This window comes from Streptomyces racemochromogenes, from assembly GCF_039535215.1.
Lineage (GTDB): Bacteria > Actinomycetota > Actinomycetes > Streptomycetales > Streptomycetaceae > Streptomyces > Streptomyces racemochromogenes.
Genome location: NZ_BAAAWT010000001.1, coordinates 1,262,619 through 1,280,917, shown reverse-complemented (window position 1 = coordinate 1,280,917; position 18,299 = coordinate 1,262,619). Strand labels below are relative to the sequence as shown.

Sequence of the window (18,299 nt, the reverse complement as noted above, 5' to 3'; positions counted from 1 at the left end):
ACGCGCGAGCGCCCCGCCGGGAGGGCCGGCGGGGCGGGCGTGTGGGGGGTGGGGTCAGGGGGAGGGGGTGAGTTGGAGGGTGGTGCGGGTGGTCGTTTCCTTGGTGAGCTCGATGCGGGTGCCGGTGTCCGGGACCTTGACGCCGAGCTGGGGGAGGTCCGGGTTCCAGTACGTGTCGCGGTGGTCGTCGAAGACGCGGACGCCCGGGCGGGAGGGGACGGTCAGGGAGGTGCCCGGTTTGTGGAGGGTGATGCGGTCCGTGGGGCGGGTCGAGAAGGGGGCGTCGAAGGTCTGGGCGCGGGCGTTCAGGAGGCTGCCGTCCGGGTAGCGCAGGGGGGCCGGGTGGGCGTCGACCGGGAGGATGAGGCCGTTGCCCGGGTGGGCCTTGGTGGTGTTGTCGCTGTACGCGGTGTCCCAGAGCCAGAGCAGGACGCCCTGCTGGTAGGGGTAGAACTCCACCCGCTGGTCGGTGGAGGTGAAGTTGTAGGGGCCCGTCCTGAGGAAGGAGCCGTAGCCGGTGTGGCGGCGGTACTCGGCGAAGTAGGCGCGGGGGTGTTCGGTGGTGCCGGTGCGGCCCTCCGCGCGCGACCACTTGAGCGGGGTCCAGCCGTTGTCGCCCTGTTCGGCGCCGTCCTGGAGGAGGGTGCGGCCGTCGGCCGCCGTGACGCGGATGTCGTCGAGGGTGACGCCGCGGCCGTGGGTGTTGCTGTCCGAGGTGGTGCGCAGGCGCAGGTGGGTGGTGGACGCGGGGAGGGGGGCGGTGAGGGTGGTCCAGGACGGTGAGGTGCCCGAGATGCCCTTCGGGGGGATCGGGGTGCCGCCCACCGTGCCGGGGAGGATGGTCCAGGTCTTGCCGCCGTCCGCGGAGGCTTCCGCCGTGAGGAAGTCGAAGTCCTGTTCCAGGTCGTACCAGACGCGGGCCGTGAGGGTGGCCGGGCCGGCGGCGGGGTCCAGCGGGCGGGTCAGGGTGTTGTCCATGAAGTCACCGGTGCCGCTCCACCACTGGCGGGCGCCCTCGTAGGGGTCGGTGAGCTCGGTGCGGGTGGTGGAGGGCGGGAGGTGGACCAGGAGGGCCTGGGGGTCGTCGGTGTGGTAGCCCGAGACGCCGAGGGTGGCGCGGGTCCTGCGGCCCGCGTCGGCCTCCGTGTAGTCCAGCCAGCCGAGTTGGAGTTTGCTCCACGGGTCCAGGTCGCCGGGGAACTGCCCCGTGGTGTTGGGGCCCTTGCCCAGGTAGGAGGCCGAGGACATCAGGGACCAGAAGTTGACGCCGTTGTCCCCGTCCGAGCTGTAGAGGTCGGGCAGCCCGAGGTCGTGGCCGAACTCGTGGGAGAAGAGGCCCGCTCCGCTGTTCTCGCCGCCGGTGAGGTAGTCGCCGGCCCAGATCCCGGTGTCGCCGACCGGGGTGCCGCCGGCCTTGTTGCCCTCGGGGCCCGCGCTGCCGGCCTGGTTCCAGTACGCGAACCAGCGGTGCGCCCAGATCGCGTCCTTGCCCTGGGCGCCGCCGCCCCAGGTCTGGTCCTTGCCCGCGTGGACGACGACCAGGTGGTCGAGGTAGCCGTCGGGCTCGTCGAAGTTCCCGTCGTGGTCGGCGTCGTAGCGGTCCCACACGTCGTACTGGGCCAGTTCGGCCTTGATCTCTTCGGGGGTGCGGCCCTTCGCGCGCTCGGACTCGTACCAGGCGGTGGTGGAGTCGCGGACCAGGTCCCAGTTGGTGCGGCACTGGCCGACCTCGGTGCACGTGTCGGTGCCGTAACGGGCCTCGTTGTAGGGGAGCTTGACCCAGTCGGTGACCTTGCCGTCGATGTCGTAGCGGCCGGAGGACTGGAGGTTGTAGTAGGCGCGCAGGGACGCCGAGCCGGGCGTGGGCGAGAAGAACTGCTGCTGGTAGTAACCCCTGTCGAAGTCCTTGCGCCAGAGGGTGTGGTTGTCGTCCGGGGCGGGCTTGCCGATGGTGTTGTGCAGGGGGCCGGGGGTGCCGCCGAAGCGGGGGTCGGTCTGGTCGCCGAACTCCGCGAGGATGACGAACACCTTGTCCTTGCGCCGCTGGGCGAGTTCGACGTACTGGTCGCCGATCTTCGCGGTGCGGGGGAGCGGGCCCGCCGCCCGGGTGGCGGCCCGGTCGCCGGAACCTCCCGCCGCGATGCCCTCCAGCGCCTGGCGGCGCAGGGCCTGGCGCTGGAGCTCCAGCGGGGCGAGGGGCGGGGCGGCGGCCTGTTCGGCCCCGCCCGTCGGCGGGGTGGGCGGAGGAGCGGTGGCCGCCAGGGCGGCGGGGGCGGGCAGGAGGGCGAGTACGGCGAGGGATATCGCCGCACCCGCCGAGGCGAGTCTGCGCAACGGAGTTGCCCTTTCGGGGAGTTCGGGGCCGGGGCGCAGGTAATATTTCACATGTCACAGGTGATGGGTAGGGGGTGTGTGTAGGACCCGCCGTGTCCCCGGAGGGGCCCGCGTCGTTGTGCCCCTGAGGGCTCCCGGGGTGCCGGTCCGCCCCCGCCCCGGAACCCGAACGCACAGGGGGAGACGCGCACATGTCCCTCGAACCGCCGTACCCCGCACTGCCCCTCGACGCCCTCTGGGAGGGCCCCGGCATCGGCACCGCCGCCCCCGACGGGCCGCCGGGCCCCTGGCACCTGCCGTGGGACCGGCTCACGCCCGCCGAAGCCGCCGAGGCCCGGGAGGGGCTCGCCGGCCGGGCGTACGAGTTCCAGGCCTCCGACGCCGCCACCGGCGACCCCGTCCGGCGGATCTTCACCGGCGACCTGCTGCGCGCCGACGCCGAACGGACCGCCCGCCTGCTCACCCCGTACGCGCCCGAGGCGATCGTCGCCTTCGCCCCGCCCCGGCACGTCTACGGGGCCGCCGCCGGCGTGTTCCTCCCCGCCGTGACCGGGCTGCCCGTGTGGTTCTGGCCCGCCGGCGACTGCCCGCCGCCAGCCGTGCCCGCCCGGCGGATCGCCGTCGTCGCCATCCCCGCCGCCTTCCGCGCCCTCGCCCGCCACCCCCGCTGGACCGCCTCCTTCGAACAGCTCACGTTCCTGCACGGCGGCGCCGAACTCCCGCCGGAGGCACGCCGGTTCGCGACCGACCCGCGCGCCGCGCTGATCGAGCTGCTCGGCTCCACCGAGACCGGATCCGTCGCCCACCGCACCGGCTGGGACCCCGCCGGACCCTGGACGCTGCTCGACGACGTCGCCTTCGCCGCCCCCCGCACCGGCGCCGAGGGCCCCCTCACCGTCACCGGGCCCCGGCTGTCCGCGCTGCCCGACGGCAGCCGGCCCGACCGGCACGAGATGGACGACGTGGTCCGCCGCCTCGGCGACCGGCTGTTCCTGCGCCTCGGCCGCCGTGCCCAGCTGGTACGCGTCAACGGCGTCCGGTACGACCTGGGCGCCATCGCCGCCCGGCTGCGCGCCGCGCTCCCCGGCGCCGACGTGGCCTGCGTACGGGTCCCCGGCCCGGCCGGCCCGCCGCACGAGGAGGCGTACGACGTGCTCGTCGCCGGAGGCGGACCCCTGACGGCGGACGGCGTACGGGCCGCCGCGCGCGGCCTCGGCGCCGAACCCCGCCTGGTGCGCCTCGTGGACCGGATCCCGCGCGGTCCCCTCGGCAAGCCCCTGCCCGCGCAGCTCAACCCGCCCGACTGACCCCGAGAGGACGTACGCCGTGAACCCGCAGCCCGAAGACGTGAAGACGGTCCCCCTCACCCCCGAGGTGTACGCGTACCTGCTCGCCCAGGCCGAGCCGCAGACCGGGGTGCAGCGACGGCTCGTCGAGCGCACCCGCGCCCTCGGCGACCGGTCCGTGATGCAGATCCCGCACGAGCAGGGCGTCCTCCTCACCCTCCTCGCGAAGCTGACCGGAGCCCGCCGCGTCGTGGAGGTCGGCACCTTCACCGGCTACTCCACCCTCGCCCTCGCCGCCGGACTGCTCCCCGGCGGACGGGTCCTCACCTGCGACGTCTCGCAGGAGTGGACCGCGATCGCGCAAGAGGCCTGGAAGGAGGCCGGGGTCGCCGACCGGATCGAGCTGAGGCTCGCGCCCGCCCTGGACACCCTGCGCGCCCTGCCCGCCGAACCCGTCCTCGACCTCGTCTTCCTGGACGCCGACAAGGGCGGCTACCGGGACTACTGGGAGGAACTGGTGCCCCGCGTACGCCCCGGCGGCCTGCTCCTCGCCGACAACGCGCTCTTCGGCGGCGCCGCCGCGGACCCCGCCGCGCGGGGCAACGGGCTGGCCGTGCGCGAGTTCAACGCCCACGTCCGCGCCGACGACCGGGTGGAGTCCGTGCTCCTCCCGATCGCGGACGGGCTGCTGTTCGCGCGCAAGCTCTGAGCACCGGCCGGGCCGGCGGGGGTCACGCGTCAGTCGTCGTCCGCGACGCCCAGGTCATGGCGCATGGCGGTGCGCATCGTCCGCAGCAACTCCCAGAGCGCGTACTGCTGGCGGGCCGCCGTGTTCATCGTCTCGCCCGGCGCGGGCTCGTCCCGTTCCAGCCGCTTGACCTGGCCGTACACCGTGTTGAGGCCGTGGTTGACGGCGCTCGCCGTCACGAGCACCGCGTCCGGGGCGACCATCTGCGCCTCCGAGTAGCGGTCGCGGTGCGCACCCTTCGCCGCGTCGAGCGCGACCCGGTCGGCGTCCTCCACGGTCCGCTCCCGCATGACGTGCAGGTGGTGGCTGAGCGCGGTGGCGAACTGCCGCGACTCCCTGTTGAGTTCGGCGTAACAGGTGCGCCGGAGCGCCCGGCTCTCGCGGATCTCCTCCTGGGCGCGCACGAGTTCTATCTCCCGGCGCTTGGCCCGCTCCGCACCCCGCTGCGTCAGCAGGGACCCGCCCAGGGTTCCGGCGACACCCGCCACCGCGATGACCACCGAACTCAGATCCACCCACATGCTCCTTCACGGTCGAGGGCGCCCGAACCGGCCATTCGGTACGCCGCCTCGCGGACTCGGCGCTATCGTGCCGGGCGGGGGAGAGCGACGAGGGGGCGGGGCGGCCATGCGGTTTCTGTTCGTTCACGGTACGGGGGTGCGGCGGGAGCGGCACGACGCGCTGTTCGCGCTGGTGCGGGAGCGGCTCGGGGAGCGGTTCCCCGGGGCCGAGATCGACTCGTGCTTCTGGGGCGAGCGGTTCGGCGCGCGGTCGGGCGCCGGCGTACGCTCCGTACCCGGGACGCCGGAGGGCGCTGACGGGGGCGCGGAGGCCGCCGAGTGGGGGCTGCTGCTCGCCGACCCGCTGTGCGAGCTGCGGGTCCTGGCCGAGGCCGGCTGGGCCGACGCGGGCCCGGAGGACGACCCCTTCGCCATGCCCGGCTTACGCCCCGCCGGGGAAGCGGTGCTGGAGCTGCTGCGCCGGCTCGCCGGGGCCCCCGACGCGGACGGCCCCGGCGAGCTGCGCGCCCTGCTCGACGGCACCGGCCTCGCCGCCGGGTTCCGGCCCGCGCTGGAGGGCGCCGCCGGCTCCGCCGAAGCGGCCCGCGCCGCCGCCCGCGCCACCGCCGAACCGCAGGCCCGCGAGCTGGCCGCCTCCCTCGCCCGGGCCGTCACCGCCGGGGCCCTCGCCGAGGCCGGGACCGACGCCGACTGCACCGCCGCCGAACGGGACCGGCTCGTCGAGCTCCTCACCACCCGCCTCGGCGGCGGCGCCCGCGTCCCCGGGGCCCGGGCCGCCGCCGTCCTCGGCCGGCTCGCGCAGCGGGTCACCACGCAGCCCCTGCTCAACGCCTGGCGCGGCCCCCTCACCGCCGGTGCCGCCCCCGCGCTCGGCGACATCCTGCGCTACCAGGCCAGAGGCGCCGGCCTGCGCGCGTACCTGCGCGAACGGATCACCGCCCGGCCCGGCCCGACCGTACTGATCGGCCACAGCCTCGGCGGGATCGCCCTGGTGGACCTGCTCGCCCTGGCCGCCGCCGACGGCGTACCCGTACCCGGCGCCGAACTGCTCGTCACCGTCGGCTCGCAGGCCCCGTACCTCTACGAACTCGGCGCCCTCACCGCCCTCGCCCCCGGCAGCCGGCTCCCGTACGGCTTCCCGCGCTGGCTCAACGTGTACGACCGCCAGGACGTGCTGTCCTACCTCGCCGCGCCCGTCTTCCCCGGCGACCCCCGCGTCAGCGACCACGAGATCCGCAGCCGCCAGCCCTTCCCCGCCAGCCACAGCGCCTACTGGAAACAGCAGTCCCTCTACGAGCGCGTCGAACGGGCGGTGACCGAAGCGGGGATGGCGTGACGGCCCCCGGCGGACCGCACACCGACGTGGACCCCCGGCGCGCCTTCGCGCTCGTCGCCGGGGTCGAGCGGTACGAGGTCAGCCACCACTGGAACCTGCGCGGACCCGCCCGGGACGCCCTGCGCTTCGCCCGGTGGCTGACCGGTCCCGGACAGGTGCCCGCCGCGAACGTACGGCTGCTGCTGTCACCGCTCGACGACCCCGACACCCTCGACTGGTCCGCGTCCGAGGGCCTGGCCGCGCTGCGGGCCTCGTACCGGCCCGCGACCGAGACCAACGCCCGCACCGCGCTGCTCGACGAACTCCCCGCATGCGACGGCGACCTCCTGTGGATCTTCTGGGCCGGGCACGGCTACCTCGGGCGCGACCACGAGCTGATGCTGCCCTGCGCCGACGCCCGCCCCGGCCAGATCCGCCACCTCAACCTGGACTCGGCCCTGCGGTGGTGGCGCACCGACCTGGTCAAGCAGCGGCGGTTCCCGCTCCAGGCCGCACTGGTGGACGCCTGCCGCGTCGACGCGCCCCGCGACAGCCGCTGGAACTTCGGCAGCGCCGACTACGGCGGCGGCCACACCGTCCCCGGGCGGCGCCAGTTCCGCCTGTACGCCTCCCGCGTGGGGGAGGCCGCGCAGAACGACGCCGAACGGGGCGCGGGCCGCTTCACCGAGGCCCTGCTCGGCGAACTCGGGGACCGGTCCGTGGGGGAGGGCGCGGCCCTCCTGCCCGAGGCCGCCCGCAGCATCCACCTCGCCTTCCGGGGACTGCGCGAACGCGGCGAGAGCTGGCAGCTGCCGCAGTTCCTCGTCGACAGGGACTGGGACGCCAACTCCTTCCTCGACTTCCCCTCCTTCCCGGCCCTCCCCGCCCAGGCCCTCCCCGCCCCGGCCGACGACGGCCCCGCCGTCCCCGCCGGCCCCGGCGGCGGCCCGCCCGGCCCGTCCCTGCCCAGCGCCCCCCGCCTCGACCAGACCGGCTGGGACGGGCTCGGCGACCTGTTCGAGGGCCGTGACCTGCCGCGCTGCGCCTACGAGGCCTACGCCTGGGCCTTCAAGGCGGCCGGCTGCACCACCCCCGTCGACGGCGGACTGCCCGCCGACACCCTCCTCGAGGTGGTCGCCGACCTCGACGAACGGCAGGGCGGCCGGACCGGGATGCCGCTCGCGGTGCCCTTCGTGCACTTCCTCGCCGACCGGACCGCCCGCCCCGGCGGCGGACCCGGCGGCGGCCCCGAGGACCCCGAGTGGGCCGCCGCCCTCGCACGCTGGGTACGGGACACCCGCGAGCGGCTCGGCCTGCCCGCCCTGCGCCCGCCGCCCGCCCCCGCCCGCAAGGCCACCCTGCACGTGCGCCTGGAGTCCCCGCCCGGCGGCGAGGACGGCCTGCTGGCCCGGATGTGGCTGCGCGGCGAACGGACCCGTCACGTCTGGGAGTCGGAGGGCAGCCCGGTCCAACTGGCCGCCGTACGCGCCGAACTCGTACGCCGCCTCGCCGAGGCCGCCGCGGGCGGGCAGCCGCACGGCGGCATCGGGCGGATCGAGTTCCACGTCCCCTACGAACTGCTGGAGACGGACTTCGACCAGTGGCCCGTACCCCGCCGCGGACCGGGCGGCCGGACCCGCCCGCTCGGCGCCGTCCACGAGGTGGTGGTGCGCTGCCCGCAGGAACGCGAGGACACCCGCACCGAATGGCTCGACAAATGGCGCTGGCTCCACGTCCACGACGGCCGGCACCCCGACGCCGTACGGACCGTCGAGGACCCCGACGTCACCGACGCCCTCGGACTGCGGCTGGGGGCGGCGCCCGCGCCCGCCTGCGTCCTCGGGCACGTCGGCGGCCCCCGTACGGCCGCCCTGCTGGACGCCCTCCTCGAAGGCGGGGTGCCCGTCGCGGTGTGGCGGCGCGGCGGCGGAACACCCCCCGGGGGACTGCCCGCGCTGCTCGCCCCCGACGCCGGGCCGGGGGCGCCCTCGGTGTTCGCCCTGCCCGCCCGCGTGCGCGAGGTGCGCCGGGCGGCCGCCGGCCAAGGACCGGAAGGGGGAGACCCGTTGGTGCTCCTGTGGGACGATCCCGACGACACGGTCCACCTCCGTTCCCTGGCCACCTGACCCCACCGCCCACGACAGCCCGAGAACCGGCCCGCCACGGGCCCGACCCGAACGCACCACCCGCGAACAGACGATGGAGGCACAGGCAGTGGCGAAGGACTGGTGGCTGTACCGGGGCGCGGGCCCCGGCGAGGAGCGCCGCACCCGGCTGGAAGCCGGACCACCGCCGCCCTGGCGGGACTTCACCGGCGAACCAGACCCCGCCTACGCGCCGCCCGGCTGCTCCGGCGAGGCCTGGGAACGCACCCGCAGGCGCGGCGAGGGCTACGTCCCCGACGAGGCGGAGAAGGACGTGGTCAACACCGCCCTGCACCTGCGCCGGCCGCTGCTGATCACCGGGAAGCCCGGCGTCGGCAAGTCCACCCTCGCCTACAGCATCGCCACCGACCTGGCCCTGGGCCCCGTACTGCACTGGCCGATCACCAGCCGCACCGTGCTGCGCGACGGCCTCTACCTCTACGACGCCATCGGCCGGCTCCAGGAGGCCGGCCTGGAACAGGTCCGCGTCCCCGGCGCCCGGCTCCCGGACCCGGCGGAGCAGCCGGCCGCCGTGCCCTCCATCGCCCGCTACCTGCGCCTCGGCCCGCTCGGCACCGCCCTCCTCCCGCAGCACGGCCCCCGCGTCCTGCTCATCGACGAGATCGACAAGAGCGACATCGACCTGCCCGGCGACCTCCTCACCGTCTTCGAGGACGGCGGCTTCGTCATCCCCGAACTGGCCCGCCTCGCCAAGGAGGAACCCACCGTCGCCATCGGCACCGACGACGACCCCGACGCCGGCGTGGCCGTCACCCAGGGCCGCGTGCAGTGCCGCCACTTCCCCGTCGTCATCCTCACCAGCAACGGCGAACGCGACTTCCCGCCCGCCTTCCTGCGCCGCTGCGTCCGCCTCCACCTGGACGCGCCCGGACCCGAGAAACTCGCCCGCATCGTGCGCGGCCGGCTCGGCGTCGACATCACCGGCGAGGACGCCGCCGAGTACCAGGACCTCGTACGCAGCTTCCTCGAACGCGCCGAGGACGGCGACCTGGCCACCGACCAGCTCCTGAACGCCATCCAGCTACGCCTGGCCGGAGCCTGGTCGGCGCCCGCCGACCGGGACCGTTTCCTCGCCACCGTCATGCAGCACCTCACCGGGCCCACCGCGTGATCGAGAGGCTGCTCGCCGCCTTCGCCGAAGGCGCCGAGGACGGTGCCGCGCCCCGCACCGCCGTCGGCCCCGAGGAGATCGCCGACATCCTCTGGCTGGCCGCCCGCGTGGACCCGGCCGCCGCCGCGTCCCCGGACGGCGGGTTGCGTCCGCCCGGCCCCGAGGGACCCGACGGGACCGCGGAGCCGCCCCCACACCCCGACGGGCCCGCATCCGGTGCCGGGCGGGCCGGCCCGGACGCGGCCGGGGCCGTCCAGCTGTTCCCCGCCGTCCGCGCCCGGCCGGAGCGGCCCGCCGAGCCGGCGGCCGACGCGCCCGCGCGGCGCGGCGTACCGCTGCGGCTGCCCCGCACCGCCTCCCTCGACGACCCGCTCGCCCTGATGCGGTCGCTACGGCCCGTCGGACGCCGCGCCATCGGCGGCCCGGGGGAGGAGCTGGACGAGCAGCTCACCGTGGAACGCAGCATCGAGGCGATGGTCCCCACCCCGGTCCTGCGCCCCGCCGAGAGCCGCTGGCTCGACCTGGCCCTCGTCGTCGACGCCCACCCCTCGATGCTCCTGTGGAGCGACCTGGTGGACGAACTGCGCGGGGTGTTCACCCGCAGCGGGGTCTTCCGCGACGTCCGAACCTGGCAGCTCACCGGCACCGCCCCCGGCGACACCCCGATGCTCGCCCGGGGCCGCGGCGGCCCGCCCCGCAACCCGCTGGAACTCGCCGACCCCGCCGGGCGGCGGCTGATCCTGCTCGTCTCCGACACCGTCGCCGGGGGCTGGCAGGAGACCCCGCTGCTGCGCGTCCTGCGGCACTGGAGCGCCCACAACGCCGTGGCCGTGCTGAACGTACTGCCCGAACGGCTGTGGACCCGGGGCGCCGTGCGGCCCGTGCCCTTCGCCGTCCGCTCCGACCGGCCCGCCGCCGCCACCCGCTCCTGGCAGCGGGTGCCCGCCGCCCGGCGGGCGCGGGGCGGCGGGCCCGTCGTCCCCGTGGTGGGGCTCGCCTCCGGCAGCCTGGCCCGGCTCGTGCGGACGGTGTCCGGGGACGGGCGCTGGCGCCGCCTCGCCTGCCTGCGCCTGGACGCCGCCCCCGCCCCCGGCACGGCACCGCCGCGCCGGGCCGCCACCGCGCTGGAGGCGGTCGAACGGTTCCGGGCGAGCGCCTCCCCGACCGCCCAGCAGCTGGCCGCCCACCTGGCCGCCGTACCGCTGACGCTGCCCGTGATGACCCTCGTACGGCGCTCCCTGCTGCGCGACTCCGAGCACGGGCACCTGGCGGAGGTGGCCCTCGGGGGGCTCTTCGCCCCGTGGGAGGGGCAGCAGCGGCCGGAGGACGCGGAGTTCGACTTCCTGCCGGGGGTACGGGACGTGCTGCTCGGCTCCCAGCTGCGCGGGGACGTCGCCGCCGTACGGGAACTGGTGCGCCGCCGCGTCTGGGAGTTCATGTACCGCCACCGGGGCACGGGCCCCGACTTCTCCGCGACCCGGGTCACGACGGGGGCGGAGGGCCGCCGCCGGGTCCCGGCGGAATCCCTGCCGTTCGCCGAGCGGCCGGGCCCCGGTCCGGGGGTGGGCGAGGGAGTCGTACGGGTCCGCTTCGAACCCCTCGCCGAGCCGCGCGAGGTCGGCACCTTGCTGACCCCCCGCCTGGTGCTCACCGCCGCGGACGCGGCCAGCCCCCGGGACACCGTCGCCTGGGCCGGCACCCCCGACGGCAGGGAGGCCGCCTGCCGGCCCGTCTGGTGGGACGACGCGAGCCCGCGGGTACTGCTGCTGGAGAGCGAGGAGGCCCTGGCGGACCCGGAAGTCTTCACGCCGCCGGTCTGGCAGACGCTGGCCCCGGGAGGGGAGGCGACGGTGGTCGTCCGTGGCTACGCGGACGACCACGACTGGCAGTCCGCCGCAGGCGGCGTACGGATCAGCAGCCGCGTCCGCAACGCGGAGATCATCGAGGTCTCACCGGAGGCGCAGGACTGGATCCACTTCCGGGGCAGCCCCGTTCACTCCCCCCAGGGCGGGCTGATCGGTGTCGTGCACACCGTCCGGCCCGACCGGATGGTCTTCCTGGTGGCGGAGGCGCTGCTCGCGCAGGACGGGTTCCAGGAGGCGCTGGGCGAGCGGGGGTACCGGACCGGTGTCACCCTGGCGATGCGGGTCGGCGGGGACTCACGCACGTCCGCGGAGCTGGGCGCGATCCTGCTGCGGGAGATGGCCGAGGCCCGGGTGGCCGGGGGGTTGCAGCGCGGGCTGCGGTTCTCCCTGTCCGGGCCCGGTGCCTACAGCGGGGCCGGGTTCGTACTGGCGGCGTTGCCCCGAGCCCTGGCCCGTCTCGGCGACGGGGAGCCGGAAGGGCTGCGCCCGCCGCTCGCCGTGGCCCTGGCAACGGGGGAAGCCGGCGGCACGGCGGAGGATCCCGACCGGATCCTGGACAGCTCGGTGATCAGGGATCTGCTCGCGTCCGGGGGCCCCGGGCACGCACGACGCCTCGTGGTCGCGGTCTCCCCCCTGCTGTACGAGGAGCTCCACGAGCTCCTCGGCCCCCTGGCGTTGCGTCCCCTCGAGCAGCCGGGGGAGGAAGCCGGGGGATGGGTCCTCGTCGGGGACTCCGACCTGCTGGCAGAGCTGCTGGCCGACGCGGAGACGTACCGGCAGGCGGAGCTCGTCTGGCCCCGCTGCGTGTTCCGGGCCCCGGACGCCGTCCCCGCGGGCTGCACCGGTGTCAGGGTGCCCGGGCACGTCTATTGCCTGGCCCACCTGTCGCGCCCGGATCAGGACACCTATCTGCGGACCCTGCGGCCGGGCTCCGTCGTCGACTTCCGGGGGACGGTCTTCGCGGACGGCCTGCTGGGGCGGATGCTCGACGCGGTGCGGGACCCGGGGACGGGGCGGGTCAGGCTGGGGTCGGCGGCGTTCGCGAGGGCCACCTTCGAGGACGGCTGGGTGGAAGCGGGAGCCGCCTTCCTCGGGGACGTCGATTTCTCCCGCGCGGTGTTCGCGGGCGCGGCCGGTTTCGCCTCGGCGGTCTTCGCGGGAGACGCCCACTTCGACCGGGCCGTCTTCGAGCAACCGGCCGGCTTCGAGCGGGCCACCTTCGAGGGCGCGGCCGCCTTCGAGCGTGCGGTGTTCCGGAAGGCGGCGCGGTTCGGGGGGGTCGCCTGGCGTTGCGGAGTTTCCTTCCAGCGGGCCGTCATGGAGGACGAGGCGCAGCTGAGCGACATGACGGTGGAGCAGGGGGCGGACTTCGCCAGGGCGGTCTTCAAAGGCCGGATGGCGCTCGGCGAGTCCGTGTTCCGGGAGTCGGTGTCCTTCGCGCGGGCCGTGTGCGAGGGTCCGCTGTCCGCGAGCGGTACCCGCTTCGAGGCCACGTCGGACTTCGAGTACCTGAGCTGCGAGGGAGAGGCGGTCTTCCGCAACGCCCGCTTCGACGGCGTGGCTTCCTTCGGTCATGCCTCCTTCCAGGGCCTGGCGGGCTTCGACACGAACCGGTTCAAGGACCCCGTGCTCTTCGCGGGCACGCTCTTCCGGGGCCCGGTGCTGGTCAAGAACACCTTGTGTGCAGGAGGGGTTTCCTTCGACGGAGCCGTCTTCGAGGGCATGTTCCAGTGGGTCGATTCGAAGACGGAGACGGCGGGGGCCAGCTTCGGAGGCACCCTCTTCAGGGGCCCGGTGCGCTTCCTGGGGGGCGAGTTCCTCAGCGACATCGGCTTCGACGGGAGTGTCTTCGAGGGCCCCTTCACCATTGAGGAAGCCGACTTCCACACGGGGCTCTCCCTCAGCGGCGTCATCTTCCACGGCCCCGTCGCACTGACCGGGGTCACCCTCCCCGAGCCCGTCGAACTCCCCGCCGGCTGGACCGCGACCGAGTCGGACGGGGTGTGGGAGATCACGTCCCCCCAGCGTCCGGAATCCGGTGACGCCTGAGGCATTCTGGCCAGGTCGCAGCCAGCGCCAACCCTCGCCCCAGGAGCCACAGTTGACCCAGGCCACCGCCGCCGAAGGCACCCGGCACATCCCCTTCGACCGCCTCCACAACTTCCGCGACCTGGGCGGCTACCGCTCCGCCGACGGCCGGGCCGTCCGGTGGGGGTGCCTCTACCGGGCCGACTCCCTCGGGAAGCTGGGGGGCGCCGACTGGGAGCGGTTCCTCCGGCTCGGGGTCCGGACCGTGATCGACCTGCGCTACCCCTGGGAGATCGAGGCCAAGGGCCGGATACCGGAGCCGGAGCGGTTCACGTACGCCAACCTCAGCATCGAGCACCGCCCCTACGACCAGGCCGAGATCGACCCCGCGCTCGACCCCTGGCGCTACCTCGCCGACCGCTTCGCGGAGGTCGCCGAGGACGGCGTGGACGAGATCCGGCGGGCCGTCGAGCTGATCGCCGACGGCCCCGGCCCCGCCGTGTTCCACTGCACCTCCGGCAAGGACCGCACCGGCCTGATCGCCGCCCTGGTGCTGACCCTGCTCGACGTGTCCGAGGAGCAGATCCTGGCCGACTTCGCCCTCACCGAGCTGGCCACCGAGCGCCTCACCGCCGACTGGCACGCCGCCAACCCGGGCCGCACCATGCGCTGGCCCTCGTACGGCCGCGCCCCGGCCACCGTCATGGAGCTGGTCCTGGCCGACCTGACGGTCCGTTACGGGTCCCCGTCCGCCTATCTCACCGAGGCCGTCGGCATCACCCCGCAGACCACGGCCCGGCTGCGGGAGCGGCTGCTCGCCTGAAAGGCCGCGCCTGAAAAACCAGGTGCCCCGGCCGGCGCGCGCCGCCTACAGTCGCGGTGCGCGCCGCCGCCAGGGCGGTGCCCGCCGATGCCGAGCGAAGAGAAGGGGAACCGGGCCATGCGTACGAACCGCACCGCCGCCGTCGTTCCCCCCTGCCGGTACGACGTGATCCCGGTGTCCCGAAGCGCGCGGTAACAGCCGCGCGGCTGTCACCGTACGCCCGTGACGCACCCCTTTTTGAACGCTGCACCCCGCCACGGGGTGGAGCGGCGTCCCGGGAATCGCGCTGCCCTCTTCCCACCCAGGCACCGAAAGGCCCGGGCCATGCGCACCGATCACCGTCACACCAACGTCACCACCGCCGCCGTGCGGAACCTCGGCATCCTCGCCCACGTCGACGCCGGCAAGACCACCGTCACCGAGCGGATCCTCTTCGCCACCGGCGCCATCCACAAGCGGGGCGAGGTCCACGACGGCACCACCGTCACCGACTACGACCCCCAGGAACGCGACCGCGGCATCACCATCTTCGCGGCGGCCGTCAGCTGCGCCTGGGACGGCCACCGGGTCAACCTGATCGACACGCCGGGCCACGTGGACTTCGCCGACGAGGTCGAGCGCTCCCTGCGGGTGCTCGACGGCGCGGTCGCGGTCTTCGACGCCGTCGCCGGCGTGGAGCCGCAGAGCGAGTCGGTGTGGCGCCAGGCCGACCGGCACGGCGTGCCGAGGATCGCGTTCGTCAACAAGCTGGACCGGGCGGGCGCCGACCTCGACGCCGCCGTCGGCTCCATCAGGGAGCGGCTCGGCGCGGTCCCCCTGGCCGTGCAGCTGCCGGTCGGCCGGGAGGACGGTTTCACCGGCGTCGTCGACCTGCTGCGGATGCGCGCGCTGCTCTGGGGCGCGGGCGACGGCTCGTACGAGGAACTGCCGGTGCCCGGGCCGCTGCTGGAGGAGGCCCGGCGCAGGCGCCGGCTGCTGGAGGAGACGGTGGCCGGACTTCACGCGGAGGCCCTGGAGGAGTTCTGCGCCGGCGACGGACTGGGCGAGGCGACCCTGGCCCGTGCCCTGCGCGAGCTGACCCTCGCCGGGGACGCGGTGGTCGTGCTGTGCGGTTCGGCGTACCGCAACCGGGGCATCGAGCCGCTGCTCGACGCCGTGGTGGCGTACCTGCCCGCACCGGGGGACATGCCGCCGGTGCGGGAGCGGGCCGCCGACCCGGCGGAGCCGCTGGCCGCGCTCGCCTTCAAGGTGACGGCGACGGCGACCGGCCGGCTCACCTATCTGCGGGTCTACGCGGGAACCCTGCGCAAGGGGGACTCCGTACTGGATCCGGCGACGGGCCGGACGGAACGCGTCGGGCGGATCCTGCGGGTGCAGGCCGACCGGCACGAGGAGCGGGAGGAGGCGGTGGCCGGTGACATCGTCGCCGTCGTCGGGCTGAAGTCGGCGCGGGCGGGGACGAGCCTGTGCGCGCCGGAGGCGCCCCTGCTGCTCGAACCGCCCGTGGTGGCGGACCCGGTGGTGTCGGTCGCGGTCGAGGCGGGCCGGGGTACGGACACCGGGCGGCTGGCCTCCGCGCTGGCCCGGCTCGCCGAGGAGGACCCCTCCCTGGTGGTGCGGACCGACGCGGAGACCGGGCAGACCGTGCTGTCCGGGCTGGGCGAGCTGCACCTGGAGGTGGCGGTGGAGAAGGTGCGCCGTCTGCACGGGGTGGAGGTCGTGGTGGGCCGGCCGCGGGTCTCCTACCGGGAGACCGTGGTGCGCGGGGTGACCGGATTCGTGTACCGGCACGTCAAACAGGACGGCGGCGCGGGCCAGTTCGCGCACGTCGTGCTCGACGTGGAGCCGTTGGAGGAGCCCGGTTTCGAGTTCCGTTCGGCGGTGACGGGCGGGCGGGTTCCGCAGGAGTACGCGCGGGCCGTGGAGGCCGGCTGCCGTGACGCCCTCGCCGAGGGTCCGCTCGGCGGGCATCCGGTGACGGGCGTGCGGGTGGTCCTGACCGACGGGGCGACGCACTCCAAGGACTCCTCGGAGATGGCGTTCCGCGCGGCGGGCCGGTTCGCGCTGCGCGACGCCCTGCGCGCCTCGGGGCTGGAGCTGCTGGAGCCGGTCGCGGAGGTCACGGTGACGGTTCCGGACGACGGTGTCGGCGCGGTCCTCGGGGACCTGGCCGCCCGCCGCGGCCGGGTCACGGGCTCGGCCGGGCAGGCCGGGACCACCGTGGTCACGGCGACGGTGCCGCTGGCCGAGCTGTTCGGGTACGCGTCCCGGCTGCGCGGCCGTACGCAGGGCCGGGGGTCCTTCACCAGCCGCCCGGCGGGTCTGGCGCCCGTTCCGGCGGGGGTGGCGGCGACCCTGACGGCCCGCTAGCACGGCGGGGCCGACCCGCTGTGGGGCCCCGTCCCGGCTTCGGCCGGGGCGGGGTCCCTTCGCGTTCCCACACCGCTCTTACATACCCCCCATGGGTATGCTACGTTGCTGCGCGTAGGTACCCCCCAGGGGTATACGTCAGAGGAGGGTCAGGGCAATGTCAACCGTCAATCCCCGGCGCTGGTGGGCACTTGGCGTGCTTGCCGCCGCTCAGTTCATGGTCATCATGGACACCTCGATCATCGGGGTCGCGCTCCCCGAGATGCAGAAGGACCTGGGCTTCTCCCAGGGCGAGCTCCAGTGGGTCTTCAACGCCTACGTCATCGTCTTCGGCGGGTTACTGCTGCTCGGCGGGCGGCTCTCCGACCTGTTCGGCGCCCGCAGGATCTTCGCCACCGGCTGGGTGGTCATGATCGCGGGCTCGGTGCTCGCCGCCGCCGCGCAGAGCGCCTCGGTGGAGATCGCCGGCCGGGCCGTCCAGGGAGTCGGCGGCGCGCTGATCGCGCCCTCGGCGATGACGCTGCTCATGATGCTCTTCGGGCACGACCCCAGGGAGCTGGGCAAGGCGATGGCCCTCTACGGCGCCGCCGCCCCCGCCGGCGGTACGGCCGGCGTGTTCCTCGGCGGCGTGTTCACCGAATGGGTCAGCTGGCCGTGGGTCTTCATCATCTACGTCCCGATCGGCGTCGCCACCCTCGCCGCGACCGGGCTGCTGCCCGCCGTCCAGGCCCGCCGCGGCTCCGTCGACGTCCTGGGCGCCGCCGCCGTCACCGCCGGGCTCGCGCTCGCCGTGTTCGCCGTCGTCCGGGCCCCCGAAACCGGCTGGGGCGCCACCGCCACCGTACTGGAGCTCGTCGGCGCGGCCGTCCTGCTCGCCCTCTTCTTCGTGATCCAGCGGACCGTCCGCGAGCCGCTCATGCCGCTCAGCGTGTGGCGGATCCCGCGCCTGGGCTCGGCCAACCTCGCGATGACGCTGCTCGGCGCCGCCTGGATCCCGATGTGGTACTTCCTCAACCTGTACCTCCAGCAGGTGCTGGACTACGGCGCCTTCGCCTCCGGCGCGGCGCTGCTCCCCATGACGGTGCTGCTGATGATCTTCATGACGGCCATCACCGCCCGCCTCATGGGCCGCTTCGGGGCCAAGCCGCTGATCGTCGCCGGTCTGTTCGCCCTCGCCGCCGGGCTGGTCTGGCTGTCGGCCGTCGAGCCGACCGGCACCTTCCTCGTCGACGTCCTGCCCGCCTCGCTCGTCGCCGCGCTCGGCATGGCGCTCGCGTACATCCCGGCGATGATGGCCGCCATGTCCGGTGCCCCGCAGGAGCAGGCCGGCCTCGCCTCCGGCATCGTCAACACCACCTACAACGTGGGCTCCGCCCTCGGCCTGGCCGCGCTGACCGCGCTCGCCACCACCCAGGGCGCCGGAGAGCTGGGCAACCTGCCCGCCCTCACCGACGGGTTCAGCGCCGCCTTCATCGGCGCCGCGGTCATCGCCGCCGCTGGCGCGGTGATCACCCTGTTCGCGATGAAGGGCGACGGGCCCGCGGCCGCGGCCGCCGCTCCCGCCGCCGACGCCCCGGCGTCGCGCAGCGAGACGGCGGGGGTGTGACGTACGGGACCGCCCGCACGCACCCGAGGGGTCGCCCGACGTCCGTCCCGGACGTCGGGCGACCCCTTTCCCGTACCCCCCGGCCCCGTACCCCCGTCCCGTGCGCCGCCCCCCGTACCCCCGCCCC

Annotated in this window: 11 protein-coding genes; 9 read left to right on the top strand and 2 right to left on the bottom strand. The window is 75.1% G+C overall.

Going from position 1 to position 18,299, the window contains the following annotated elements:
- Positions 1-54 precede the first annotated feature (54 nt).
- The gene (locus tag ABD973_RS05945) at positions 55-2,334 is read right to left on the bottom strand and encodes an immune inhibitor A domain-containing protein (protein WP_345498984.1); all 2,280 of its coding nucleotides are present in this window, start codon (positions 2,332-2,334) and stop codon (positions 55-57) included.
- A 191-nt stretch (positions 2,335-2,525) separates the two neighbouring features.
- On the opposite strand from ABD973_RS05945, the gene ABD973_RS05940 reads away from it, so the two are divergent.
- Both ABD973_RS05940 and ABD973_RS05935 read left to right on the top strand, forming a co-directional pair.
- Entirely contained in the window at positions 2,526-3,641 is a 1,116-nt protein-coding gene (locus tag ABD973_RS05940; protein WP_345498983.1) for an AMP-binding protein, read from the top strand.
- A 19-nt stretch (positions 3,642-3,660) separates the two neighbouring features.
- Entirely contained in the window at positions 3,661-4,329 is a 669-nt protein-coding gene (locus ABD973_RS05935) for an O-methyltransferase (RefSeq protein ID WP_345498981.1), read from the top strand.
- 29 nt (positions 4,330-4,358) lie between these two features.
- Here the strand turns inward: ABD973_RS05935 and ABD973_RS05930 are convergent, their stop codons facing one another.
- A complete protein-coding gene (locus ABD973_RS05930; protein ID WP_345498979.1) occupies positions 4,359-4,889 on the bottom strand; it encodes a hypothetical protein in 531 nt (176 codons plus the stop codon).
- Positions 4,890-4,995: 106 nt separating this feature from the next.
- On the opposite strand from ABD973_RS05930, the gene ABD973_RS05925 reads away from it, so the two are divergent.
- From ABD973_RS05925 to ABD973_RS05895, 7 genes are all read left to right on the top strand, one after another.
- Positions 4,996-6,225: a hypothetical protein gene (locus ABD973_RS05925; RefSeq protein ID WP_345498977.1), complete on the top strand. Its 1,230-nt coding sequence runs from the start codon at positions 4,996-4,998 to the stop codon at positions 6,223-6,225.
- Positions 6,222-8,330: a VMAP-C domain-containing protein gene (locus ABD973_RS05920; protein ID WP_345498975.1), complete on the top strand. Its 2,109-nt coding sequence runs from the start codon at positions 6,222-6,224 to the stop codon at positions 8,328-8,330. Before ABD973_RS05925 ends, ABD973_RS05920 begins: the two co-directional genes overlap by 4 nt.
- Positions 8,331-8,403: 73 nt before the next feature.
- Positions 8,404-9,480, top strand: coding sequence for an AAA family ATPase (locus ABD973_RS05915; RefSeq protein ID WP_164720981.1), 1,077 nt, complete (start codon positions 8,404-8,406; stop codon positions 9,478-9,480).
- Positions 9,477-13,394 carry an SAV_2336 N-terminal domain-related protein gene (locus ABD973_RS05910; protein WP_345498972.1) on the top strand — a complete coding sequence of 1,306 codons (3,918 nt, stop codon included), beginning with the start codon at positions 9,477-9,479 and terminating at the stop codon, positions 13,392-13,394. The genes ABD973_RS05915 and ABD973_RS05910 overlap by 4 nt, the downstream gene beginning before the upstream one ends.
- A 52-nt stretch (positions 13,395-13,446) precedes the next feature.
- Positions 13,447-14,196, top strand: a complete 750-nt coding sequence (locus ABD973_RS05905; protein ID WP_345498970.1) for a tyrosine-protein phosphatase — start codon at positions 13,447-13,449, stop codon at positions 14,194-14,196.
- A 324-nt stretch (positions 14,197-14,520) separates the two neighbouring features.
- On the top strand, positions 14,521-16,566 hold the full coding sequence (fusA, locus tag ABD973_RS05900) for an elongation factor G (RefSeq protein ID WP_345498968.1): 2,046 nt from the start codon (positions 14,521-14,523) through the stop codon (positions 16,564-16,566).
- 157 nt (positions 16,567-16,723) lie between these two features.
- Positions 16,724-18,172 carry an MFS transporter gene (locus ABD973_RS05895; protein WP_125822992.1) on the top strand — a complete coding sequence of 483 codons (1,449 nt, stop codon included), beginning with the start codon at positions 16,724-16,726 and terminating at the stop codon, positions 18,170-18,172.
- Positions 18,173-18,299: the final 127 nt, after the last annotated feature.

What these genes read in the sequence shown, in the direction of transcription:
- ABD973_RS05930 (WP_345498979.1), bottom strand. Translation starts at nt 4,889, where the DNA reads ATGTGGGTGGATCTGAGTTCGGTGGTCATCGCGGTGGCGGGTGTCGCC.
- ABD973_RS05915 (WP_164720981.1), top strand. Translation starts at nt 8,404, where the DNA reads ATGGAGGCACAGGCAGTGGCGAAGGACTGGTGGCTGTACCGGGGCGCG.
- ABD973_RS05895 (WP_125822992.1), top strand. Translation starts at nt 16,724, where the DNA reads ATGTCAACCGTCAATCCCCGGCGCTGGTGGGCACTTGGCGTGCTTGCC.
- fusA (WP_345498968.1), top strand. Translation starts at nt 14,521, where the DNA reads ATGCGCACCGATCACCGTCACACCAACGTCACCACCGCCGCCGTGCGG.
- ABD973_RS05925 (WP_345498977.1), top strand. Translation starts at nt 4,996, where the DNA reads ATGCGGTTTCTGTTCGTTCACGGTACGGGGGTGCGGCGGGAGCGGCAC.
- ABD973_RS05940 (WP_345498983.1), top strand. Translation starts at nt 2,526, where the DNA reads ATGTCCCTCGAACCGCCGTACCCCGCACTGCCCCTCGACGCCCTCTGG.